Origin of the sequence: Streptomyces sp. NBC_00083, assembly GCF_026343295.1 — a bacterium.
GTDB lineage: Bacteria > Actinomycetota > Actinomycetes > Streptomycetales > Streptomycetaceae > Streptomyces.
Genome location: NZ_JAPELY010000002.1, coordinates 1,061,103 through 1,084,250 on the forward strand (window position 1 = coordinate 1,061,103; position 23,148 = coordinate 1,084,250).

Below are 23,148 nucleotides of genomic sequence, written 5' to 3' on the forward strand. Positions count from 1 at the left end.
CCCCCTACTCGGCCACCTTCAGGACGAGGACCGACCGGGCCGGCAGCGTCACCGTCGCGCCGCCCGGATGCACCCGCCCCGGCGCCGTCTCCTGGTCCTCCTCCGAGGTGTCCACGACCACCTCGTACGAGGCGGCCCACGGCGGGCCCGGCAGCACACAGCTCTCCGGGCGGTCCGCGGAGTGCAGCAGGATCAGGAAGCTGTCGTCGGTGACCGGCGCGCCCCGGGCGTCGCGCCCGGGGATGTCGCGGCCGGACAGGTACAGGCCGAGGGTGGCGGCCGGCGCGTACCAGTCCCGCTCCGTCATCTCCTGGCCCCGCGCGGTGAACCAGGCGAGATCCCGCAGCCCGTCCGCGCCCTGCGCGCGGCCCGAGAAGAACGCGCGGCGGCGCAGCACCGGGTGGCGGTGCCTCAACTCGATGAGTCGCGTGGTCAGTTGGAGCAAACGGCGCGAGCCGGGCTGGTCCAGGAGCGACCAGTCGACCCAGCTCACCTCGCCGTCCTGGCAGTACGCGTTGTTGTTGCCGCCCTGGGTGCGGCCCATCTCGTCACCCGCGACCAGCATCGGCACGCCCGTCGACACCAGCAGCGTGGTGAGCAGGTTCCGCAGTTGGCGGCGGCGCAGCGCGTTGATCCCCGGGTCGTCGGTCTCGCCCTCCGTCCCGCAGTTCCAGGCCCGGTTGTCGTGGGTGCCGTCCCGGTTGCCCTCCCCGTTGCCCTCGTTGTGCTTGCGCTCGTACGTGACGAGGTCGCGCAGGGTGAACCCGTCGTGCGCGGTGATGAAGTTGATCGACGCGTACGGCCGCCGGCCGCCCCAGGCGTACAGGTCGCTGGAGCCCGAGAGCCGGTAGCCGAGGTCGCGCACATCGGGCAGCGCGCCGCGCCAGAAGTCCCGTACGGCATCGCGGTAGCGGTCGTTCCACTCGGTCCACAGCGGGGGGAACGAGCCGACCTGGTAGCCGCCGTTGCCCACGTCCCACGGCTCCGCGATCAGCTTCACGCGGCGCAGTACCGGGTCCTGGGCGATCACGGCGAGGAAGGGGGAGAGCATGTCGACGTCGTGCATCGAGCGGGCGAGCGCCGCCGCCAGGTCGAAGCGGAAGCCGTCCACGCCCATCTCGGTCACCCAGTAGCGCAGCGAATCGGTGATCAGCCGCAGTACGTGGGGCTGGACCACATGGAGGGTGTTGCCGCACCCGGTGTAGTCGGCGTAGCGCCGGGCGTCGGCCTGGAGGCGGTAGTAGCCGCGGTTGTCGATGCCGCGCAGCGACAGCATCGGCCCCAGCTCCCCGGCCTCGGCGGTGTGGTTGTAGACCACGTCGAGGATGACCTCGATGCCGGCGGCGTGCAGCGCCCGCACCATCCGTTTGAACTCGCCGACCTGCTGCCCGGTGCTGCCGCTCGCCGAGTACGCGGCGTGCGGGGCGAAGTAGCCGATCGAGTTGTAGCCCCAGTAGTTGCGAAGACCGCGCCGCAGCAGATGGTCCTCGTGGGCGAACTGGTGCACCGGGAGCAGCTCGACCGCCGTCACGCCGAGCCGCACCAGATGCTCGATCGCGGCCGGATGGGCGAGCCCCGCGTAGGTCCCGCGCAGCCGCTCGGGGACCTCCGGGTGGAGGCGGGTGAAGCCGCGCACGTGCAGCTCGTAGATGACCGAGTCGGACCAGGGCGTCTTGGGCCGGTGGTCGTCCGCCCAGTCGTCGTCGTCCTGGACGACCACGCCCTTGGGCACGTGCGGTGCCGAGTCGCGGTCGTCGCGCACGGTGTCCGCGACCTGTTGCTGCGGCCAGTCGCGCACATGCCCGTACACCTCGGGCGGCAGCACGAAGTCGCCGTCGACGGCCCGTGCGTACGGGTCGAGGAGCAGTTTCGCCGGGTTCCAGCGGGCCCCCGTCCACGGGTCCCAGCGTCCGTGGACGCGGAACCCGTACCGCTGGCCCGGCCGTACGCCCGGCACGAAGCCGTGCCAGATCTCATGGGTCAGCTCGCTCAGCGCGAGCCGGGTCTCGGTGCCCGCCGGGTCGAACAGGCACAGCTCGACCGCTTCGGCGCCGCCCGCCCACAGCGCGAAGTTGGTGCCCGCCACCCCGTCCGGGCCGACCCGGAAGCGGGCCCCGAGCGGGGTGGGGGCGCCCGGCCAGACAGGGGGGCGCAGGGCCCCCGGTTCACCCCGGTGGCCGTTCACCTTCCGGCGCCCCTCCCGGTCGGGCGCGCCCTTGATATCGGGCGCGCTCCCGGCGGCACCCCGCACTGCCTCCTGCTCGGCTGCGCTCGACACCTGACGGCCTCCCGCGGCTCGGCACAGGGCAGCCGCGGCGTCCCGGCCGCGGCTCCCCGTGCGTGTCCTTCCCCTTGTTCTTCCCGCAACAGCCCTCGTACTCACGTTTCCCCCGGCGGGGGGTGGTCGTTGGGCCGGTCGTGAGAGACGTACTGAAGCGGGCAGGGGCGGGCACGGCCGCCGCCCTGGCATGGGCAGGACTGACGGCGGTCCTGGTGGCCGCGCTGACCGGGTGCTCGGGCGGCACCCTGGACATCGGTGACATCGGCGGCAAGCCGTTGACGCCGCAGGAGGCGATCCTGGTGACCCCGGACGACGGGGCCAAGGGGGTCATGGCGGACCAGAAGGTGGAGGTGCGGGTGCCGGGCGGGCGCCTGGAGCGGGTCAAGGTGATGAAGACGGAGGACGCCCAGCCCGAGGAGGTGCCGGGCAGGATCTCCGAGGACGGCCTGACGTGGACGCCCAACGCGGGGGCGCTGCAGCTGGCCGCGCTCTACACGGTGGACTCCGTGGCGCTCGACGGCCACGGCCGCCGCCAGGCCCGCCACACCACGTTCACCACCTTCGTGCCCGAGCACCGTTTCATCGGCTACTTCAAGCCCGAGAACCGCTCCACGGTGGGCATCGGCATGATCGTCTCCTTCAACTTCAACCAGGCGATCAAGGACCGGGCGGCGGTCGAGCGCGCCATCCGGATCACTTCGCAGCCCCCGGTGGCGGTGAAGGGCCACTGGTTCGGCAAGGACCGGCTCGACTTCCGGCCCGAGAAGTACTGGGCCCCCGGCACCAAGGTCACCGTCGACATGCGGCTGCGCGACGTCGTCGCGGCGCCGGGTGTCTACGGCATCCAGGACAAGACGATCGGCTTCACCGTCGGGCGGGCCCAGGAGTCCCTGGTGGACGCCGAGGCCCACACCATGGAGGTGCGGCGCGGCGGCGAACTGGTCTCCACCCTGCCGGTCTCCGCGGGCTCGCCGAAGAACACCACGTACAACGGCAAGATGGTGGTCACGGAGATGTACGACGTGACGCGGATGAACAGCCAGACCGTCGGCTTCGGCGGCGAGTACGACATCCCCGACGTGCCGCACGCGATCCGGCTCACCAACACCGGCACCTTCCTGCACGGCAACTACTGGGCGCCCTCCAGCACGTTCGGCAACACCAACACCAGCCACGGCTGCGTGGGGCTGCGCGATGTGAAGGGCGGCAGCTCGGACACCCCGGCCGGCTGGTTCTTCGACCGCACCCTCATCGGCGACATCGTCGAGGTGGTCAACTCCCATGACCGCCAGGTCGCCCCGGACAACGGGCTCGGCGGCTGGAACATGGACTGGGCGAAGTGGAAGGCGGGCTCCGCGGTCTCCTGATCCGCCCGGTGCCGCGCGCGCCGTTCCCCGGCGGTTTCCCGGCACCCCACCAACGCACGGCCCACGACCGTTCCCGGCCCGACCAACCGGGAACGGTTTCTGTGTTTCGCCTGAGAGTCCCAGGAAAACTTGGGACTGAACGGTGACATGGACAGGGAGGTCGGGGCCCGGTTCGGTGTGATTATCTAGCGCCGTGCGTGCGCGTGGACGTGCGCGGGGGTGAGTGAGTGCGGGCGGTGGCGGGGCCACGCCGTGCGAGGGGAGAAACAGTCTTGAACGGGCAGCCAATTTCGGGCGCTCCGGCCATGGCCGGACGGCGCGGGCGCCGGGGCAGCGCACTGCTGGCCCTCATCTTCGGCGCGTTGCTGCTTCTGGTCACCGCGTGTGGCGGGGGCGACGGTTCGGGGAGCGCCGCGTCGAAGCCGGGGTCCGCCGCCGAGGACACCAAGGCGTCGGAGGCCGTGGTCACCATCGCCCCGGCGGACAACGCCAAGGACGTCGCCACCAACGGCGCGTTGAAGATATCCGCCGACAAGGGCAAGCTGTCCGCGGTCGCGGTCGCCGACAGCAAGGGCAATCCGGTCGCCGGGAAGATATCCGCCGACGGCCTCGGCTGGGTTCCGGACCAGCACCTCGCCTCCGCGACGCAGTACAAGGTCCACGCGGTCGCCAAGGACGCCAAGGGCCGCGAGTCCGCCAAGGACACCACCTTCACCACCCTCGTCCCGACGAACACCTTCATCGGGCAGTACGTGCCCGAGGACGGCTCCACGGTCGGCGTCGGCATGCCGGTCTCGCTCAACTTCAGCCGGGGCATCACCAACCCGGACGCGGTCGAGAAGGCGATCACCGTCACCGCCGAGCCGTCCGTCCCGGTCGAGGGCCACTGGTTCGGCAACGACCGCCTCGACTTCCGGCCCGAGAACTACTGGGCGCCCGGCACCAAGGTCACCGTCAAGATGAACCTGGACGGCGTCGAGGGCCGGCCCGGCGTCTACGGCAAGCAGACCCGCACCATCCACTTCACCATCGGCCGCTCCCAGGTCTCCACGGTCGACGCGAGCGCCCACACCATGAAGGTCGAGCGCGACGGCAAGGTCCTGAGGACCATCCCGATCAGCGCGGGCTCGCCGCAGAACACCACGTACAACGGGCAGATGGTCATCAGTGAGAAGTACGAGGTGACGCGCATGAACGGCGCCACCGTCGGCTTCGGCGGCGAGTACGACATCAAGGACGTGCCGCACGCGATGCGCCTGTCCGGCTCGGGCACCTTCATCCACGGCAACTACTGGGGCGCCCCCTCGGTGTTCGGCTCGGCCAACACCAGCCACGGCTGCGTCGGTCTGCGCGACGCGCGCGGCGCAGGCGACCCGTCCACCCCGGCGGCCTGGTTCTACAACAACTCCCTCATCGGCGACGTGGTCGTCGTGAAGAACTCCAAGGACAAGGTCATCCAGCCCGACAACGGTCTCAACGGCTGGAACCTGTCCTGGGCGCAGTGGACCAAGTAGACCCCGACGAACTCCGAGGGACCCGGTGCTGTGGCTCACAGCACCGGGTCCCTCGTCGTTAGTGAGCGTTAACCTGCCTGCATGACTGTGAACCTCGAAGTTTCCGAAGGCGTCGGCACCATCCGGCTGGACCGGCCTCCGATGAACGCGCTCGACGTCGCGACCCAGGACAGGCTGCGCGAGCTGGCCGAGGAGGCGGCCCGCCGCGAGGACGTGCGGGCCGTGGTCCTGTACGGCGGGGAGAAGCTGTTCGCGGCCGGCGCGGACATCAAGGAGATGCAGGCCATGGACCACGCCGCCATGGTCGTGCGCGGCCGTGCGCTGCAGGACTCCTTCACCGCCGTCGCCCGGATCCCCAAGCCCGTCGTGGCGGCCGTCACGGGCTACGCGCTCGGCGGCGGCTGCGAGTTGGCGCTCTGCGCCGACGTCCGCATCGCCGGCGACAACGCCAAGCTCGGCCAGCCGGAGATCCTGCTCGGTCTCATTCCGGGCGCCGGCGGCACCCAGCGCCTGGCCCGTCTGGTGGGCCCGTCCCGGGCCAAGGACCTCATCTTCACCGGACGCCAGGTGAAGGCGGACGAGGCGCTCGCCATCGGCCTGGTCGACCAGGTGGTACCGGCCGCCGAGGTGTACGAGCGGGCCTTCGCCTATGCCGCGCGGCTCGCCAAGGGCCCGGCCATCGCGCTGCGCGCCGCCAAGGAGTCGATCGACGCCGGCCTGGAGGCGGACCTCGACACCGGGCTCGCCATCGAACGCAACTGGTTCGCGGGGCTGTTCGCCACCGAGGACCGCGAGCGGGGCATGCGCAGCTTCGTCGAGGACGGTCCGGGCAAGGCCAAGTTCCTCTGACGGAGCCGGAGTTGAGGGGGCCGGTCAACGCCGCTTGTACATGTGGTGGCGGTGTGTACACCCTGTGGGGGGATTAGCACAGCCTTAAGGGAACCTTAAGGAAAACCCTTCCGGAACGCTTGGTGATCACGTAATCGCACCAGGTCATCGCAGGTCAGGAGGGGTGCACCGGCCCTCTTTCTGCCCCCGTCATATGCCAAACCGCGCCTCCGGAACGTCAGGTTCCGGGGGCGCGATTCCTTCGGAACGGCCCCGCTGTCCGCGCCGGGCCGCCATGATGGTGGCATGGCGGGGCTGGAGGGTGTGGAACAACCGGCGCAGCGCGTGAGTGCGACCGCGGCGCGATGGATGCCGTCCGCCGACGACGAACTGGCGCTGAAGGCGCTGGAGTTGTTCGGTAATCCGACGGAGGGCGAGGTGCGCCTTGCGTCGCGCCCGGAGTCCGCGGCGACGGCCCGCCGCATCACCCAGTCCGTCGTCCTGCGTCAGTGGGCGCTCTCGCCGACCCTGGCGGAGCACGCGGTGCTCCTGGTCTCCGAACTCGTCGGCAACGCGGTCCGCCACACCGGGGCCCGCGTCTTCGGTCTGCGGATGCTGCGCCGCCGGGGCTGGATCCGGATCGAGGTCCGCGATCCCTCGCGCGGGCTGCCCTGTCTGATGCCGGTGCACGAGCTCGACGTCAGCGGCCGGGGGCTCTTCCTCGTCGACAAGCTGTCCGACCGCTGGGGCGTGGATCTGCTGCCGCGCGGCAAGACCACCTGGTTCGAGATGCGGGTCGCCGACCGCTGACATCGCAGAAGCCCCCTGGCTGCCGGGTGCGGCGCCGCGGGGGCTTCTGAGGAGCGCCGTGAATCTGGGGGGGTGTGATCCACGGCGACTGAAGACGACCTGGCCCGGGTCAATGGGGGTCGTGGCTCCGACTATGACAGATGGGCGGCCCATCATCAAAAGTCCTTAGTCGGACATAATGGCTGAAACCATCACAGTTTAGCTGTGAATCGTAGGTGAGCTAGAGCACGCACCTTCTAAAGCATGAATAAGTATCGAGACCGATGAGTGAATCGTCGATCTGGACGCCACCTCCCGGAGCGCGCCGAGCGCGACCCGCAAAGGTCCTGAAATGGGTCAATCATTACAAATCACCCTTCGGCGCACTTAAATGTCCATGTGCTGAATCCATCACCCCGTGCGGTCGACCGCCGCAGCGCCCTGCGCGCCGGGGCGGGCGCGGCCATCGCGGGGGCGCTGACGGCAGGCTGTTCGGACGACCGGAGCGGCCACCGGCCGGCCGGCTCCCCGACGCCGCCGTCCGCCTCCGCGGCGGCCGCCGCCCGTCCCCAGGCGCCCCGCCCCGCGCCGGCCCCCCGTTCCTTCCCCGGCCTCCCGGTCCAGATCAGCAGCGGACCCCCGGGCCGCCCCCAGGTCGCCCTCACCTTCCACGGCCAGGGCGATCCGAAGATCGCCACCACCCTGCTCGGCGAGGCCGAGAAGGCGGGCGCCCGCGTCACCGTCCTCGCCGTCGGCACCTGGCTCGACGAGCAGCCCGCGATGGCCCGCCGCATCCTGGACGGCGGCCACGAGCTGGGCAACCACACCCTCCACCACACCGACATCTCCACCATGGACGAGGCGGAGGCCTACGCCGAGATCACCGGCTGCGCGGACCGCCTGCGCCGCCTCACCGGCTCCATCGGAACGTGGTTCCGGCCCTCCCGTACCCAGTACGCGACGCCGCTCGTTCAGAAATTGGCCCGCCGCGCGGGATACCCGCACGTCCTGTCGTACGACGTCGACTCCCTCGACTTCACCTCGCCCGGCGCCTCGGCCGTGACCCGCAACGTCACCGGGCAGATCCGCAACGGATCGGTGGTGAGCCTGCACTTCGGCTATGCGGACACGGTCGCCGCGCTGCCCGTCCTACTCGCCGAACTGGAACGCCGCCGACTGCGCGCGGTCACGACCACGGAGCTGCTGATCTGATGCCGACCGTAACGAAGACGACCACCGCGCTGCTCTCGGCGGCCGCCCTGCTCGCGGCCCTCGCCGGCTGCGGATCGGGATCCGACCACAAGGACGAGGCGCTCGGCTCCAAGGCGGCGGTCCCGCCCGCCGTCGTCAAGAAGACCGTGCCGCAGGGCCTGCCGGGGATGCCGCCGGTGCTCGACCCCAAGGACGCCTACGCCGCGGACCGGCCGAACGCCCTTCAGCCGGCCGTGAAGAACTTCCTGCCGCGCGTGTACGTGCCCAACACCAACTCCAACACGGTCTCCGTGATCGACCCGGCCACGTACAAGGTGATCGAGACGATCCCGGTCGGCCACCAGCCGCAGCACGTCGTGCCGTCCTGGGACATGAAGACGCTGTGGGTCAACAACGACCTCGGCGACTCGCTCACCGCCATCGACCCGGCGACCGGCAAGACCGGACGCACCGTGCAGGTCTCCGACCCGTACAACCTCTACTTCACGCCGAACGGCAAGTACGCCATCGTCATGGCCTCGATGGACCGCGAGCTCGTCTTCCGCGACCCCGTCACCATGAACCGCGTCAAGACCGTCCCGGTGACGTGCGCGGGCGTCAACCACGCGGACTTCTCCATGGACGGCCGGTACTTCATCGTCTCCTGCGAGTTCTCCGGCGAACTCCTCAAGGTCGACACCGAGCAGATGAAGGTCGTCGGACAGCAGAAGCTCCCCTTCGACGGGGCGATGCCGCAGGACGTGAAGATGTCCCCGGACGGCAAGACCTTCTACGTCGCCGACATGATGGCGCACGGCATGTGGGTCCTGAACGGCGACACGTTCGACAAGCCGACCCTGCTGCCCACCGGCAAGGGCTGCCACGGCCTGTACATCAGCCGCGACTCCAAGGAGATGTACATCTCCAACCGCGGCGAGGGCACCATCTCCATCTTCGACTTCACCAAGAACAAGCTGACCAAGAAGTGGGAGCTGCCCGACGGCGGCAGCCCCGACATGGGCGGCGTCTCCGCCGACGGCAAGGTCCTGTGGCTGTCCGGGCGCTACAACGCCGAGGTGTACGCGATCGACACCGCCACCGGCAAGGAGCTGGCCCGCATCCCCGTCGGCTCGGGCCCGCACGGACTCGCCGTCTACCCGCAGCCCGGCCGGTACTCGCTCGGCCACACCGGCATCTTCCGCTGAGCACCGGCCGGCGCGCGCCGCGGCGAAGGTGCCCCGGAGTCCACGGACCCGGGGCACCCGCGGGTCACCACAGCGCCGGCAGCCGTTCGGGCAGCCGCTTGATGAATCCCGTACGCCACACCAGTTGTTCGGCCGGCACCGCGAGGCGCAGCCCCGGCAGCCGGTCCACCAGGACCGCGAGCGCCGTCTCGGCGTGCAGCCGGCCGAGCCCGGTCGCCGGGCAGAAGTGCCGGCCCGCGCCGAACGAGAGGTGCGGGTTGTGCTCGCGGTCCAGGTCGAGGCGGTCGGGATCGGTGAACACCTCCGGGTCGAAGTTGGCTCCCTCGACCAGGACGAGGACCAACTCGCCCTTCTGGACCAGGACTTCACCCAGCTGTACGTCTTCGAGGGCGAGCCGGGGCAGCCCGTCGCCGATCGACAGGTTCCAGCGCAGCAGCTCCTCCACGGCCCGGCCCATGCGCTCGGGATGCTCGCGCAGGTAACCGATCAGCTCCGGATGCTGGAGCAGGGCGAGGATCGCGAGCACCAGGAACGCCGAGGTGGAGACCGCGCCCGCACCGAACAACGAGACCGCGACCGTGGCCAGCATCTCGTCGGTGAGGTGCGCCGACTCCTGGTCCTCGCGCAGCGCGCCGAGCCGGCCGAGCAGGCTCTCCGGCGGCACGTCCGGCGCGTTGAGCCGCTCCACCATGTACCCGAGGTCCTTGTACCAGTTGAGCCCGGCACCCTCGAAGGTGTGCGCGCTGGTCATGAAGGCCACGTCGAGTCCGGACATGAGCCGGCGCCAGTCGTCGAACGGCACCCCGATGACGTCGCAGTGCAGCGCCGCCGAGAACGGGTCGGCGAACCCGGCCCGCAGATCGGCCGGCGGGCCCTCGGCGAGCAGCGCGTCGACGAACTCCCCGGCCCGCTCGCGCAGCCGCTCGGACAGGCCGTCCGCGCGCGGGCTGAGCGACTTCATCACGGCGTTGCGCAGCCCGGCGCTGTTGATGTTGCCCATGTTGTTGACGACCTCGGGCGGGATCGTCAGCGCGTACTGGCGCGGCACTCCGGCGTTCGCCGTGTCCTTGAGGCTGAACCGCTCGTCCTCCAGGACCTGTTTGGCCAGGGCGTGGCTGCTCACCAGCCAGGCCTGGTCGCCGGTGAGCGTGCGCACCCGGGCCACCGGACGCTTCGCGCGCAGCGAGGCGCACTCGGCGGGCAGCACGTCGCCGCGCCGGGAGAGCGGAAAGTCGAGGACGGGCTCGGGGATCATGCGGGAATTCCTTCCGGGCGCACCACGGCATAGGCCTGGTTGCGGGAGGCGCGCAGCCCGCCGCCCTTCGCGTACAGGAGATCGGTGAGGGGGATCGGCACGTGGTACGACGACACCGAGGACGGGACGCCGAGGATGCCGGGGGTGTCGAGGAAGAAGGGGAGTTCGGCGGTGATGTAGTCGAGGCAGGCGGAGAGCTGCTCGGCGCTCGCGGCCGGATCGCCGACCTTCGTGGACAGGAAGTGCGCCGCCATCCGCTCACAGGCGGCGCGGAAGCCCGGGTCGGTCGTGAGGAAGTGCCGCACCCGGCGGTGCAGCAGCTCGTACACGGGATTGCCGGCGAACTCCGAGAGTCCGTGCACCCCGACCGGCGTGCCGTGCGCCTCCGCCTCCTCGACGCCCCGCACCACCCGGCGGCGTACGGCCTTCACCTCCTTGGAGGCCCGCCGGGCCGCGTGCTCCGGGTCGTAGCCGAGCGCGGTGAACAGCTCGGTGACATGGAGGTCGGCGTAGACGATGTCGATGCGGGTGAACCGTGCCGAAGCCCAGCGGACGAGATCGGTGATGCGCCCGGCGCTGAAGTAGCTGTTTCCCGGACTCACCCCGATGAGGACGTGATCGCCCTCGTCCCATATCTGGTGGCAACTTCGAGTGAAGGGCTGCACGGTGAATGCTTCAGTTGTGATGGTCACAGCTGGTACGCCCCAGCGCCGCTAGTCCCTGGGGGCCCTGTGCTCCCGGTGTGGCGACGACAGCAAGAAGTTATCGCCCGATGGCGGAGCGTGAGGAAGCCGTGGCGTGAACTTGGCGCGAAGTCCTCTTCGTCGGGCGCGAAACCGTCCTTTCTGTATTTCGAACAGTCAGAGAGGGCCGGTCCACGTCTGAGTCGGCGCCCGCCCGCAAAGGGCTGGCCGCCGCAGTGCGTGCGCACATGGGCGGCTAATCTGACCGGCGTCAGAAAAGCACCAAGCAGTGGCACCAACAAAGGGGTGGACCCAGTGGCGGACATCGAAGAGGCGCGCAAGGCGTTCGCGAAGCTCGACATCGACGGCGACGGACGCGTCACCGCGAGCGAGTACAAGGCGGTCATGGCGCAGCTGGGCGACTTCCACGTCACCGAGACCGTGGCTCAGGCCATCATCAAGGCCAAGGACGCCAACGGCGACGGCAAGCTCTCCTTCGAGGAGTTCTGGGCGTCGCTGAACAAGTGACCCCGATCGGTTCCGGTGGCGTACGTCCGCGCACGCGGCGCGCCACCGGGCCGGGCCGGAATAACCCGCCGTGGCCGCAGGTTCCCGGAGCGTGCCAACGCACCCACTCCCGGAAGGCCAGCTCATGAAGATCGGCATCATCGGCGCGGGCAACATCGGCGGCAACCTGACCCGCCGCCTCACCGCGCTCGGCCACCAGGTGTCCGTCGCCAACTCCCGCGGCCCGCACACCCTCTCCGCCCTCGCCGAGGAGACCGGCGCGACCCCGGTCACCGTCGCGGAGGCGGCCGACGGCGCCCAGGTCGTCGTCGTCACCATCCCCCTCAAGCACGTGCCCGACCTGCCGAAGGGCCTCTTCGACAAGGCGGCCGACGGCGTCGCCGTCATCGACACCGGGAACTACTACCCGAAGGAGCGCGACGGCCGGATCGACGCGATCGAGGACGGCGACGGCCTCACCGAGAGCCGCTGGACCGAGCAGCACATCGGCCACCCGGTCATCAAGGTCTTCAACGGCACGTACGCGCAGGACCTGTTGGAGCGGCCGCGCCCGCAGGGCGACCCCGAGCGGATCGCCGTACCGGTGGCGGGCGACGACGAGGCGGCCAAGCGGCTGGTCCGCGAACTCGTCGACGAGCTGGGCTTCGACACCGTCGACGCGGGCGGCATCGACGACTCCTGGCGCCAGCAGCCCGCGACCCCGGTCTACGGCCTGCGCGGCGGAGTCGAGGAGGTCACCGCGGCCCTGGCGGCGGCCCCCAGGGAGAGGCCGGCCGCACACAGCTTCTGAGCGGTGGAGCGGATCAGCACTCGATGATGTTGACGGCGAGGCCGCCGCGAGCCGTCTCCTTGTACTTGACGCTCATGTCGGCCCCCGTCTCCTTCATCGTCTTGATGACCTTGTCCAGGGACACCTTGTGGCTGCCGTCGCCGCGCATCGCCATCTTCGCGGCGGTGACGGCCTTCACCGCGGCCATGCCGTTGCGCTCGATGCACGGGATCTGCACGAGGCCGCCGACCGGGTCACAGGTCAGGCCCAGGTTGTGCTCCATGCCGATCTCGGCCGCGTTCTCGACCTGTTCCGGGGTGCCGCCCAGCACCTCGGCGAGCGCGCCCGCCGCCATCGAGCAGGCGGAGCCGACCTCGCCCTGGCAGCCGACCTCGGCGCCGGAGATCGAGGCGTTCTCCTTGAACAGCATGCCGATCGCGCCGGCCGCGAGGAGGAAGCGGACGATGCCGTCCTCCTTCTCCTGGGGAGTGCCGCCGGGCACGAAGTTCATGTAGTAGTGCAGGACCGCCGGGATGATGCCGGCCGCGCCGTTGGTGGGCGCGGTCACGACCCGGCCGCCCGCCGCGTTCTCCTCGTTGACCGCCATCGCGTACAGCGTCGCCCACTCCATGGCGTGCGCCTCGGGGTTGCCCTCGACGCGCAGCTGCCGCGCGGTGGTCGCGGCGCGGCGGCGGACCTTGAGGCCGCCGGGCAGGATGCCCTCGCGGGACATGCCGCGCGAGACACAGGCCTGCATGACCCGCCAGATGTCCAGGAGCCCCGAACGGATCTCGTCCTCGGTGCGCCAGGCCTTCTCGTTCTCCAGCATCAGCGCGGAGATCGACAGGCCGGTCTCCTTGGCGAGCCGCAGCAGCTCGTCACCGGTGCGGAAGGGGTGCCTGAGGACGGTGTCGTCCGGCACGATCGGGTTGTCGCCGGCCACGGCATCTTCGTCGACCACGAAGCCGCCGCCGACCGAGTAGTACGTCTTCTCCAGGATCAGCGCGCCGTCGATGTCGTACGCGAAGACCGTCATGCCGTTGGCGTGGTAAGGCAGCGCCTTGCGGCGGTGCAGGACCAGGTCGTCGTCGTAGGCGAAGGCGATCTCGTGCATGCCGAGCACGTTCAGCCGGCCCGACTCCTTGATCTGCTCCACCCGGGCGTCGGCGGTCTCCACGTCGACGGTGCGCGGCGAGTCGCCCTCCAGGCCGAGCAGCACCGCCTTGGGGGTGCCGTGGCCGTGTCCGGTCGCGCCGAGCGAGCCGTACAGCTCGGCTCGTATCCGCGTGGTGTGCGCGATCAGGCCCTCGTTCTTCAGGCGCGCGGCGAACATCCGGGCCGCCCGCATCGGGCCGACGGTGTGGGAGCTGGACGGGCCGATGCCGATCGAGAAGAGGTCGAAGACCGAGATGGCCACGGGAGACTCCTTGTGGGGGTTGGTAGACGCCGTTGTCTGCCGGGGTATCGCAGAGCAAAGCTGGCACAACATGGGACGGGGCACCGCGCTCACTACCCAGTGTGCGCGGTGCCCCGGGGCTTCGTACGGAATGAACCGAGAACGAAAGCGTACGAAACTACTTCAGGCCGGGGTACAGCGGGTGCTTGGCGGCCAGAGCGGACACCCGGGCCGACAGCGCGTCCTTGTCGAACTCCGGCTTCAGCGCCTCGGCGATGATGTCGGCGACCTCACGGAAGTCGTCGTCACCGAAGCCGCGGGTGGCGAGCGCCGGGGTGCCGATGCGCAGACCCGAGGTGACCATCGGCGGGCGCGGGTCGTTCGGGATGGCGTTCCGGTTGACCGTGATGCCGACCTCGTGGAGACGGTCCTCGGCCTGCTGTCCGTCGAGCTCCGAGTTGCGCAGGTCCACCAAGACCAGGTGCACGTCGGTGCCGCCGGTGAGCACGTCGACGCCCACGGCCTTGACGTCGTCCTGGACCAGGCGCTCGGCCAGGATCCGGGCGCCGTCCAGGGTGCGCTGCTGGCGCTCCTTGAACTCGGGGGACGCCGCGACCTTGAAGGACACCGCCTTCGCCGCGATGACGTGCTCCAGGGGGCCGCCCTGCTGACCCGGGAAGACCGCCGAGTTGATCTTCTTGGCGAGCTCCTGCGTCGACAGGATGACACCGCCGCGCGGACCGCCGAGGGTCTTGTGCGTGGTGGTGGTCACGACGTGGGCGTGCGGCACCGGGTTCGGGTGCAGACCGGCGGCGACGAGACCCGCGAAGTGGGCCATGTCGACCATCAGGTACGCGCCGACCTCGTCCGCGATCCGGCGGAACGCGGCGAAGTCCAGCTGGCGGGGGTAGGCGGACCAGCCGGCCACGATCAGCTGCGGCTTCGACTCCTTGGCCAGGCGCTCGACCTCGGCCATGTCGACCTCGCCGGTCTCGTCGACGTGGTACGGGACCACGTTGTAGAGCTTGCCGGAGAAGTTGATCTTCATGCCGTGGGTCAGGTGACCGCCGTGGGCCAGGTTGAGACCCATGATCGTGTCGCCCGGCTTGAGCAGCGCGAACATCGCGGCCGCGTTGGCCTGCGCGCCCGAGTGGGGCTGCACGTTGGCGGCCTCGGCGCCGAACAGCGCCTTGATGCGGTCGATCGCGATCTGCTCGACCACGTCGACGTGCTCGCAGCCGCCGTAGTAGCGGCGGCCCGGGTAGCCCTCGGCGTACTTGTTGGTGAGGACCGAGCCCTGGGCCTCCATGACGGCGACCGGAGCGAAGTTCTCCGACGCGATCATCTCGAGGGTGGACTGCTGACGGTGGAGCTCGGCGTCGACGGCGGCGGCGACGTCCGGGTCCAGCTCGTGGAGGGGCTGGTTCAGAAGCGACATCAGACGATCCCTGTATCCCTGGTGGTCTAGATCAGCTGGCGAAGTCGGTGTACTCGGCTGCGGTGAGCAGGTCGCCCGGCTCGTCCGTGACCTTCACCTTGAAGAGCCAACCGCCCTCGAACGGGGCCGAGTTGACGAGCGACGGGTCGTCGACCACGTCCTGGTTGGCCTCGACGACCTCGCCGGTGACCGGGGAGTACAGGTCGCTGACCGACTTGGTGGACTCCAGCTCGCCGCAGGTCTCGCCCGCGGTCACCGTGTCACCCACCCCGGGGAGCTGTACGTACACGACGTCACCGAGCGCGTTGGCCGCGTGCTCCGTGATGCCGACCGTCGAGACGCCGCCCTCGGCGTCCGACAGCCACTCGTGCTCCTTGCTGTAGCGCAGCTGCTGCGGGTTGCTCATGACCTGAATTCTCCTGTACGCGGGGGAGTGCTGCTGACGGGGTCTCGTCGAGTGTCTCGGACGGCGGGACGAGAAGGGGAGGGGCAGAGGGAGGCGCGGGTCACTTCTGACGCTTGTAGAAGGGCAGCGCGACGACCTCGTACGGCTCGTGCGTGCCGCGGATGTCGATGCCGACGCCCGCCGTGCCGGGCGCGGCGAGCGCGGCGTCCACGTAGGCGATGGCGATCGGCTTGCCCAGCGTCGGCGACGGGGCGCCCGAGGTGACCTCGCCGACGACCTCGCCGCCGGCCACGACGGAGAACCCGGCGCGCGGCACCCGGCGGCCCTCGGCGATCAGGCCGACGAGCTTGCGCGGCGGGTCGGTCTCCGCCTTCGCGGCGGCGGCCTCAAGCGCCGTACGGCCCACGAAGTCGCCGTCCTTCTCGAACTTCACGACCCGCCCGAGACCGGCGTCGAACGGCGTGAGCGCGGTGGTCAGCTCGTGCCCGTACAGCGGCATGCCCGCCTCCAGACGCAGCGTGTCGCGGCAGGACAGGCCGCACGGCACCAGGCCCGCGTCCTGGCCGGCCTCGGTCAGCGCGCGCCACAGCTGCTCGGCGTGCTCGGGCGCCACGAACAGCTCGAAGCCGTCCTCGCCGGTGTAGCCGGTGCGGGCGATGAGCGCCGGGACACCGGCGACGGTGCCGGGCAGGCCCGCGTAGTACTTCAGGCCGTCGAGGTCGGCGTCGGTCACGGACTTCAGGATGCCGGGGGACTCGGGGCCCTGCACGGCGATCAGCGCGTAGGCGTCGCGGTCGTCGCGGACCTCGGCGTCGAACCCCGCGGCGCGCTCGGTGATCGCGTCGAGCACGATCTGCGCGTTGCCCGCGTTGGCGACCACCATGTACTCGTCCTCGCCCAGGCGGTAGACGATCAGGTCGTCGACGATCCCGCCGTCCTCCTGGCAGATCATCGTGTACCGGGCGCGGCCCACGCCGATGGTCGCGATGTTGCCGACGAGCGCGTAGTTGAGCGCCTTCATGGCCTCGGCGCCGGTGACGGTGATCTCGCCCATGTGGGAGAGGTCGAAGATTCCGGCCCGGGTCCGTACGGCGTTGTGCTCGTCGCGCTCGCTCCCGTACCGCAGCGGCATGTCCCAGCCCGCGAAGTCGGTCATCGTGGCGCCCAGCGAGCGATGCAGGGCATCGAGGGAGGTGAGGCGGGGGGTGTTGCTCATGGATGGTGCTCCAAGGTCCCGGGGCATGACGGTCGAGGACATCCTCCCCATCTGTCATCGGAACCTGAGAGGTTCACCGTCGCGCGCTGCGCGGCACGGCTTGCACCTTGGGTGGGACCGCCCGGCAGGGACGGTCCGCTTTTCAGATCTGCCTCACCCGCGCGGTACGGGGCCTGAGAGATTCAAGGGAGGAACTTGCTCCTTCGGCGCCCCAGCTCACTGCTGCTGAGGACTCTCCCGCGCGGATTCGAACGGCCGGTATGCAGTTGGCGCGCACATCATTGCACGGCTCCCGGAAGCGGCACATCGCCGGTGACCTATTACTCACTCTTTACACTCCGTGGGCAAGGGACGCGGAAGCGAACAGGGGGAGTGCCATGACGGCGGGACGCGAGACCGGTCAGGTGCGGGAGGTGCCCGCACCGGACGCACCCGGCCGGGCGGTGCCGGCGCCACGCACGGCCAAGGAGGCGGGCGCGACCGACGCGGCGCGCGCCGCGGCTCCGGAGAGGAAGGGCGCCGCCCCGGGGACCGGCGCCGGGCCCGACGCGGTACGGGACCTGCGCGGGCGCCCCGCACTCACCCCGTCCGAGCTCCTCTTCGACGCGGGCGACATCGTCGTCGTCTCCGGCCTGCCCGGCAGCGGAAAGACCACGCTGATGCGCCGCACCGTCACCGACCGGCACATCGACTCCCAGGACACCCGGCTCGCCTGGCAGCGCAGACTGCCCGCCGTCCCGTACGCCCTCTACCGCCCCCTCACCCGCACCGCGCACTTCGTCAGGACCTGGTGGGCGATGCGCTCGGGCGACAGCCTCGTCGTGCACGACTGCGGCACCCAGGCCTGGGTGCGCCACTGGCTCGGCCGGGGCGCCCGGCGCAGGGGACGCGCGCTGCGCCTGGTCGTGCTCGACGTGCCGGCCGGCACCGCCCTGGAAGGCCAGGCCGCCCGGGGCCGCTGGGTCTCGGCGTACGCCTTCGCCCGGCACCGCGGCGCGGCCCGCCGCCTGATCGCGCAGGTGGAGGCCGGACGGCTGCCCACCGGGTGTGCCGGCGCGGTGCTGCTCGACCGGGAGTCCGCCTCCGTGCTGCGACGGATCGGCTTCACCGAGTAGCGCCGGGTGGCGTGTGCCGGGCCCTTTCGCGGTGGCTTTCCCGCCGCTTTCCCGCCACCGCGACTCCGGCGTTAGGGTCGTGGGGTACGGCCGTGCGGGCCGGCGGACCGTCGGGGGAGAGCCGGCAGGCAGCAGGGGGAGAAGGACAGCACACATGAACTTTCCGGAGCAGGCGTTCGCGCACCCGCTCGGCGGCGGGGGCTGGCCGGGCAACGAACTCGAAGAGGCGCTCGCCGCGGCCCTCGGGCAGCCCGACGCGGGCCCGCGGCTGATAGAGGTGCTCGGCCGCAACGCGGTCTGGGTGCCGCTGCCCAACGGCGGCAGCCAGGAGAGCACCGACCTCGATCTGCCCACGATGGAGCTCGACGGCGCCCCCTACGTCCCCGTCTACAGCTCCGAGCAGCAGTTCCGCCAGTGCGTCGGCGGCCACATGCCGTTCGCGGTGGCGCCGGCCGTCGAGTTCGCCCGGGGGCTCCCGCCGCAGCTCGGCATCGTGGTCAACCCCGAGGGCGCCGTCGGGATGCCGCTGCCGCCGCCGGCCGTCGCCGAGCTGTGCCGTACCGGGCGTACCGCACTCGACGGACCCGCGTCCGGCGCCCGGGTACGCCTCTTCGAGCCGGACTGGCAGGAGGACCCGGTCGACTTCCTGAACGCCGCCGCCACCGAGTTCGAGGCGACCGGCGTGGTGCTCAGCGCCCGCCGCGCGCTCGCCTCCATCGAGGGCGAGTCGCCCACCCTCTTCATCGGCGTGGAGTTCTCCACCTGGGACGGCGCGGGCCGCAACGCCCCCATGGAGGCACTCGGCCGCGCCCTCGAACGGGTCCCGGTCGGCTGGCCGGTCAACCTCGTCCTGCTCGACGTGACACAGGATCCGGTCGCCACCTGGATGCGCGACCGGGTGCGCCCCTTCTACGCCCGGGTGCAGTAGCGAGCGACGGGTACGTCACGGCAGGACTCCGCCGGGCCATGGCGATGCCTGTACCGCGGCTTAACCTGGTTTCATGACCCTTGCAGTCCCGCAGCCGCACGCGTGTGCCCGGGGGTGTGAGGCTTCGGGGTGGCGCAGGACGTCGGCACGGTGGATCGAAGAGGGGCGGAACCCAGGGTGAGCGCGTCAGGCACCGCGGCGGCCGGACAGGTCGAGCACATGCTGCGCCAGGTGACGCCCGGACGCTACGACCTGTACGAGGCGCTGCTCCACGCCCTCGCCGACCCCGCGTCCGGCCGGCTCTGGATGCTGCTGTGGAACGGCCGGCCGGGCTCGCCCGACGCGCAGTACGGAAACATGGAGGTCGACGGCGTCGCGTACGCGCCGTGTGTGACCTCCCCGCAGGAGCTCTCCGCCAGCGGCTGGAACCGCGCGCACGAGGTGGCCGGCGGCCTCGACGTCGCCCGCGCCCTCTACCCCGACCGGTACGGGATCTGGCTCAACCCGCACGCCCCCGGCGGCGGGGTCGGCATCCCCTGGACCGATCTGCGGCGCATCGCCACCGGCCTCGACCGGATGCCCGCCGGCCCGCTCCGGCTGAGCGAACCGGCCGTCGAGGTCCCGCAGTTCTACGCCCTGCTCACGCAGAACGCGTACCGCACCCCGGCCGTCCGCTCGCTGCGCCGCGCCTGGGTGCAGCCCGCGCTCGGCGCGCCCTACCTCGCCATCGGTCTCGATCTCTACGACACCGCAGCCCAGTCGGTCGAGGCGGTGCGGGCGATGATGCAGCAGTCCGTCGCGGCCGTGCCCGACGGGCTCCCCGTCTCCACCGTGGCGATGTCCGACGGTTACGACCCGGTGGCCCTGTGGCTGAAAGCCCATGCCCGGCCGTTCTACGACCGCGAGGCCCACGCCGCCCCCGCGCCCGGTACGTCCGGATACGGCTACCCGCCGGCCGCTCCGCGCGTCTACTAGCCCCGCCCCGGGCGGGTAACCAACCGGGACAGACCCCGCCAACTCTCCCCGGGTGCCGAGGGAATGTCCGTTCTGATGCGGCGACGACCGCAATGGACCCGCACGTCACCTGCGCCCCAACTTCCGCACGTCCGGCCCTGGTTAACCCGCGTCCGCATAACGGAAACCCCCATTCCGCATCACGTTTACGCATACATTCCCCGTCAGGTCTGGCGGGTGATCGCGACGCCGATGAAGACTCCCGGCAATAAGGCTGGTCGGCCCGCTGGGGCGCCAGTCTCGCGCTGAGCGGACAGGGCTATGCGTGCCCTGCGCAGATCACCGCACCACTGATGAAACAAGCCGCCACAGCGGCTGGTACGGGCCGGCCACCGCCGGCCGGGAGGGGTCAGAGGCACTGTGACCGCACCGATCGAGACCACCGGTTCGGCTGCCGAAGCGCAGCCGGAGGCAGTACTCACGGGGGCCAAGCAGAGCCAGATCGAGGGCCGTTCACTCGGACAGATCGCCTGGGCGCGGTTCAAGCGCGACAAGATGGCGGTCGCCGGCGGCGTTGTCGTCATCCTGCTGATCCTCCTCGCGGTTCTGGCGAAACCGATCCAGTGGGCGTTCGGGCTCGACCCCAACGCCTTCAACCAGGATCTGATCGACCCCGCCCTCCTCGCACCCAAGGGCGCTTGGGGCGGCATGAGTTGGGCCCACCCGCTGGGTGTGGACCCGCAGTACGGACGAGACATCATGTCCCGCATCATCGAGGGGTCCTGGGTTTCGCTCCTCGTCGCCGGAGGCGCCACCCTCCTCGCCGTCACCATCGGCGTGATCATGGGCGTCACCGCGGGCTTCTACGGAGGCTGGGCGGACACCCTCATCAGCCGCACCATGGACGTCTTCCTGGCGTTCCCGCTGCTGCTCTTCGCCATCTCCATCTCGGCGTCCCTGCAGGACGGCGCGTTCGGTCTCACGGGACTGCCGCTCCGGATCTGCGTACTGATCTTCGTGATCGGCTTCTTCAGCTGGCCGTACATGGGCCGCATCGTGCGGGCCCAGACCCTCAGCCTGCGCGAACGCGAGTTCGTCGAGGCGTCCCGAAGCCTGGGCGCCCGGGGCTGGTTCATCCTCTTCCGTGAGCTGCTGCCGAACCTCGTCGCGCCGATCCTCGTGTACGCGACGCTGCTCATCCCCACGAACATCCTCTTCGAGGCGGGCCTCAGCTTCCTCGGCGTCGGCATCGCGCCGCCGCAGGCCTCGTGGGGCGGCATGCTCACCTCGGCTACCGAGCTGTACGCGGCCGACCCGCAGTACATGATCGTGCCGGGCGTGGCCATCTTCATCACGGTCCTGGCGTTCAACCTGCTGGGCGACGGGCTGCGCGACGCCCTCGACCCGCGCACCAAGTAAGCACGCGGCCCGCTGTTTCCCAGCCGCACCCATCCCAAGAGGGGGCATTCCTCCGGTGAAGTCTCGTAAAGCGACCCTTGTGATCGCCACAACCGTGGCTCTGGCGCTCGGTGCCACCGCGTGCGGTGGCGGCGACAAGAAGTCGTCGGGCGGCAAGTCCACCGCCGACGCCGCGCTCACGTCCGTGGTCAACACGTCCGACAAGAAGGGGGGCACGCTCACGCTCGACATGTCGGACGTGCCCGACTCCCTCGACCCGGGCAACACGTACTACGGCTGGGTGCAGAACTTCTCGCGCCTCTACAGCCGTACGCTCACCACCTTCAAGCCGGCCGCCGGCAAGGCGGGCCTGGAGGTCGTGCCGGACCTCGCCGAGGGTCTGGGCGTGCCCAGCGACGGCGCCAAGACGTGGACGTACAAGCTCAAGAAGGGGCTCAAGTACGACGACGGCACGCCGATCACGGCGAAGGACGTCAAGTACGCCGTCGAGCGCTCCAACTTCGCGCCGGAGGCCCTGTCCAACGGCCCGACGTACTTCAAGGCGCACCTCATAGGCGGCGACACGTACCAGGGTCCGTACAAGGACAAGAACCCCGACGGCATCGCCTCCATCGAGACGCCGGACGACACCACCATCGTCTTCAAGCTGAAGGACGCCTTCGCGGACTTCGACTACCTGGCGACGTTCTCGCAGACCGCGCCCGTGCAGGCCGCCAAGGACAAGGGCGCCGCCTACGTCCAGCACATCTCGTCCACCGGCCCGTACAAGTTCGAGTCGTACGACGAGGGCAAGGGCGCCACGCTGGTCCGCAACCCGCAGTGGGACGCGAAGACCGACCCGAACCGGCCCGCGCTGCCGGACAAGATCGTCGCCAAGTTCAAGATCAACCAGGTGACGATCGACAACGACCTGATCGCCGACAACCTGACCGTCGACGCCGGCGGCACGGGTGTCGCGCCGCAGACCCAGCCCAAGGTCCTCCGCGACCCGAAGCTGAAGTCCCGCACGGACAGCTCCTACGCCGGTGCGACCTCGTACATCGGTCTCAACGTCAACGTCGCCCCGTTCGACAACATCCACTGCCGCAAGGCCGTCCAGTGGGGCATCGACAAGGCGTCGGTCCAGGCCGCCGGTGGTGGCGCGCCCAAGGGTGACGTCGCCTCGACGCTGCTGCCGCCCACCGTCAACGGGTACACCAAGTTCAACGAGTACCAGACCCCCGGTGACAAGGGCGACGAGGCCAAGGCCAAGGACGAGCTCAAGCAGTGCGGGCAGCCGAGCGGCTTCTCCACCAGCCTGACGGCCCGCTCCGACCGCCCGAACGAGATGGCCATGGCCACCGCCGTCCAGGCCTCGCTGAAGAAGATCGGCGTCATCGCCGACATCAAGTCCTTCCCGGCCGGCAAGTACTTCACCAACTTCGCCGGTAACCCGCAGTACGTGCACGACCACAAGCTCGGCATGCTGATGACCGCGTGGGGTGCCGACTGGCCGACCGGCTTCGGCTTCCTCGACCAGATCGTCAACGGCTCGGCCATCAAGCCCTCCGGCGGCAACAACGTCCAGGAGCTGAATGACCCGGCGATCAACAAGGCGCTCAACGACGCCATCGCCAACACGGACAAGAACGCCCGTGAGAAGGCCTGGGGCGACATCGACAAGATGGTCGCGGACAACGCCTCCGCCGTCCCGCTGATCTACCGCAAGAACCTGCTGTTCCGCCCCGAGTCGGCGACGAACGTGACGGTGACGCAGGCCTACCTCGGCATGTACGACTACCTGCTGATGGGCTCCTCCAAGTAACAGGGACCCCGTCCACCAGAAACACGAAAGGCAGGTGAAGGCGCTGGTGCCCGCCGGGTCAC

General features: G+C 70.2%; 20 protein-coding genes and 1 riboswitch. Of the genes, 13 read left to right on the forward strand and 7 right to left on the reverse strand.

Features of this window, described 5'->3' with window-relative positions:
* Window positions 1-4 precede the first annotated feature (4 nt).
* Window positions 5-2,278, reverse strand: coding sequence for a glycogen debranching protein GlgX (gene glgX / locus OOJ98_RS21190; RefSeq protein WP_267056506.1), 2,274 nt, complete (start codon window positions 2,276-2,278; stop codon window positions 5-7).
* Window positions 2,279-2,418: 140 nt separating this feature from the next.
* On the opposite strand from glgX, the gene OOJ98_RS21195 reads away from it, so the two are divergent.
* The 6 genes from OOJ98_RS21195 (at window position 2,419) to OOJ98_RS21220 (ending at window position 9,175) form a co-directional block, all read left to right on the forward strand.
* Window positions 2,419-3,648, forward strand: a complete 1,230-nt coding sequence (locus tag OOJ98_RS21195) for an Ig-like domain-containing protein (protein WP_267056507.1) — start codon at window positions 2,419-2,421, stop codon at window positions 3,646-3,648.
* A 272-nt stretch (window positions 3,649-3,920) separates the two neighbouring features.
* Window positions 3,921-5,162 carry an Ig-like domain-containing protein gene (locus OOJ98_RS21200; RefSeq protein WP_267056508.1) on the forward strand — a complete coding sequence of 414 codons (1,242 nt, stop codon included), beginning with the start codon at window positions 3,921-3,923 and terminating at the stop codon, window positions 5,160-5,162.
* Window positions 5,163-5,243: 81 nt separating this feature from the next.
* Window positions 5,244-6,011 (forward strand): enoyl-CoA hydratase/isomerase family protein, encoded by a 768-nt coding sequence (locus OOJ98_RS21205; RefSeq protein ID WP_267056509.1) that lies wholly within the window; start codon window positions 5,244-5,246, stop codon window positions 6,009-6,011.
* A gap of 285 nt (window positions 6,012-6,296) precedes the next feature.
* Complete coding sequence (locus OOJ98_RS21210; protein ID WP_267056510.1) at window positions 6,297-6,800, forward strand: ATP-binding protein; 504 nt, start codon at window positions 6,297-6,299, stop codon at window positions 6,798-6,800.
* 381 nt (window positions 6,801-7,181) lie between these two features.
* Window positions 7,182-7,991, forward strand: a complete 810-nt coding sequence (locus OOJ98_RS21215) for a polysaccharide deacetylase family protein (RefSeq protein ID WP_267057050.1) — start codon at window positions 7,182-7,184, stop codon at window positions 7,989-7,991.
* Window positions 7,991-9,175, forward strand: a complete 1,185-nt coding sequence (locus OOJ98_RS21220; RefSeq protein ID WP_267056511.1) for a YncE family protein — start codon at window positions 7,991-7,993, stop codon at window positions 9,173-9,175. The genes OOJ98_RS21215 and OOJ98_RS21220 overlap by 1 nt, the downstream gene beginning before the upstream one ends.
* Window positions 9,176-9,239: 64 nt before the next feature.
* Here OOJ98_RS21220 and OOJ98_RS21225 read toward each other — a convergent pair whose 3' ends face one another.
* A complete protein-coding gene (locus tag OOJ98_RS21225; RefSeq protein WP_267056512.1) occupies window positions 9,240-10,430 on the reverse strand; it encodes a cytochrome P450 in 1,191 nt (396 codons plus the stop codon).
* Complete coding sequence (locus OOJ98_RS21230) at window positions 10,427-11,122, reverse strand: tRNA-dependent cyclodipeptide synthase (protein WP_267056513.1); 696 nt, start codon at window positions 11,120-11,122, stop codon at window positions 10,427-10,429. The genes OOJ98_RS21225 and OOJ98_RS21230 overlap by 4 nt, the downstream gene beginning before the upstream one ends.
* A gap of 306 nt (window positions 11,123-11,428) precedes the next feature.
* Here OOJ98_RS21230 and OOJ98_RS21235 point away from each other — a divergent pair, with 306 nt between their 5' ends.
* Together OOJ98_RS21235 and OOJ98_RS21240 are read left to right on the forward strand one after the other, a co-directional pair.
* On the forward strand, window positions 11,429-11,641 hold the full coding sequence (locus OOJ98_RS21235; RefSeq protein WP_053726211.1) for an EF-hand domain-containing protein: 213 nt from the start codon (window positions 11,429-11,431) through the stop codon (window positions 11,639-11,641).
* 124 nt (window positions 11,642-11,765) lie between these two features.
* A complete protein-coding gene (locus tag OOJ98_RS21240) occupies window positions 11,766-12,431 on the forward strand; it encodes an NADPH-dependent F420 reductase (protein WP_267056514.1) in 666 nt (221 codons plus the stop codon).
* A gap of 13 nt (window positions 12,432-12,444) precedes the next feature.
* Here OOJ98_RS21240 and OOJ98_RS21245 read toward each other — a convergent pair whose 3' ends face one another.
* The 4 genes from OOJ98_RS21245 to gcvT form a co-directional block, all read right to left on the reverse strand.
* Entirely contained in the window at window positions 12,445-13,827 is a 1,383-nt protein-coding gene (locus OOJ98_RS21245; RefSeq protein WP_267056515.1) for an L-serine ammonia-lyase, read from the reverse strand.
* A 157-nt stretch (window positions 13,828-13,984) separates the two neighbouring features.
* Window positions 13,985-15,244, reverse strand: a complete 1,260-nt coding sequence (gene glyA / locus OOJ98_RS21250; protein ID WP_267056516.1) for a serine hydroxymethyltransferase — start codon at window positions 15,242-15,244, stop codon at window positions 13,985-13,987.
* Between the two features lie 31 nt (window positions 15,245-15,275).
* Complete coding sequence (gene gcvH, locus OOJ98_RS21255; RefSeq protein ID WP_267056517.1) at window positions 15,276-15,650, reverse strand: glycine cleavage system protein GcvH; 375 nt, start codon at window positions 15,648-15,650, stop codon at window positions 15,276-15,278.
* 100 nt (window positions 15,651-15,750) lie between these two features.
* Window positions 15,751-16,866 carry a glycine cleavage system aminomethyltransferase GcvT gene (gene gcvT, locus OOJ98_RS21260; RefSeq protein ID WP_267056518.1) on the reverse strand — a complete coding sequence of 372 codons (1,116 nt, stop codon included), beginning with the start codon at window positions 16,864-16,866 and terminating at the stop codon, window positions 15,751-15,753.
* A 152-nt stretch (window positions 16,867-17,018) separates the two neighbouring features.
* Window positions 17,019-17,116: riboswitch (glycine riboswitch) on the reverse strand.
* Window positions 17,117-17,243: 127 nt separating this feature from the next.
* On the opposite strand from gcvT, the gene OOJ98_RS21265 reads away from it, so the two are divergent.
* The 5 genes from OOJ98_RS21265 (at window position 17,244) to OOJ98_RS21285 (ending at window position 23,086) form a co-directional block, all read left to right on the forward strand.
* A complete protein-coding gene (locus tag OOJ98_RS21265; RefSeq protein ID WP_267056519.1) occupies window positions 17,244-17,981 on the forward strand; it encodes an ABC transporter ATP-binding protein in 738 nt (245 codons plus the stop codon).
* 154 nt (window positions 17,982-18,135) lie between these two features.
* The gene (locus OOJ98_RS21270) at window positions 18,136-18,909 is read left to right on the forward strand and encodes an enhanced serine sensitivity protein SseB (RefSeq protein WP_267056520.1); all 774 of its coding nucleotides are present in this window, start codon (window positions 18,136-18,138) and stop codon (window positions 18,907-18,909) included.
* Between the two features lie 177 nt (window positions 18,910-19,086).
* Window positions 19,087-19,884, forward strand: coding sequence for an enhanced serine sensitivity protein SseB C-terminal domain-containing protein (locus OOJ98_RS21275; RefSeq protein WP_267056521.1), 798 nt, complete (start codon window positions 19,087-19,089; stop codon window positions 19,882-19,884).
* A gap of 399 nt (window positions 19,885-20,283) precedes the next feature.
* Entirely contained in the window at window positions 20,284-21,282 is a 999-nt protein-coding gene (locus OOJ98_RS21280) for an ABC transporter permease (protein WP_267056522.1), read from the forward strand.
* A 55-nt stretch (window positions 21,283-21,337) separates the two neighbouring features.
* Window positions 21,338-23,086: an ABC transporter substrate-binding protein gene (locus tag OOJ98_RS21285; protein WP_267056523.1), complete on the forward strand. Its 1,749-nt coding sequence runs from the start codon at window positions 21,338-21,340 to the stop codon at window positions 23,084-23,086.
* Window positions 23,087-23,148 lie beyond the last annotated feature (62 nt).

Bases quoted from the DNA above. Each gene is read 5' to 3' on its own strand.
- OOJ98_RS21205 (WP_267056509.1), top strand. From the start codon at position 5,244: ATGACTGTGAACCTCGAAGTTTCCGAAGGCGTCGGCACCATCCGGCTG.
- OOJ98_RS21210 (WP_267056510.1), top strand. From the start codon at position 6,297: ATGGCGGGGCTGGAGGGTGTGGAACAACCGGCGCAGCGCGTGAGTGCG.
- OOJ98_RS21220 (WP_267056511.1), top strand. From the start codon at position 7,991: ATGCCGACCGTAACGAAGACGACCACCGCGCTGCTCTCGGCGGCCGCC.
- OOJ98_RS21225 (WP_267056512.1), bottom strand. From the start codon at position 10,430: ATGATCCCCGAGCCCGTCCTCGACTTTCCGCTCTCCCGGCGCGGCGAC.
- OOJ98_RS21240 (WP_267056514.1), top strand. From the start codon at position 11,766: ATGAAGATCGGCATCATCGGCGCGGGCAACATCGGCGGCAACCTGACC.
- glyA (WP_267056516.1), bottom strand. From the start codon at position 15,244: ATGTCGCTTCTGAACCAGCCCCTCCACGAGCTGGACCCGGACGTCGCC.
- gcvH (WP_267056517.1), bottom strand. From the start codon at position 15,650: ATGAGCAACCCGCAGCAGCTGCGCTACAGCAAGGAGCACGAGTGGCTG.
- gcvT (WP_267056518.1), bottom strand. From the start codon at position 16,866: ATGAGCAACACCCCCCGCCTCACCTCCCTCGATGCCCTGCATCGCTCG.
- OOJ98_RS21265 (WP_267056519.1), top strand. From the start codon at position 17,244: ATGACGGCGGGACGCGAGACCGGTCAGGTGCGGGAGGTGCCCGCACCG.
- OOJ98_RS21270 (WP_267056520.1), top strand. From the start codon at position 18,136: ATGAACTTTCCGGAGCAGGCGTTCGCGCACCCGCTCGGCGGCGGGGGC.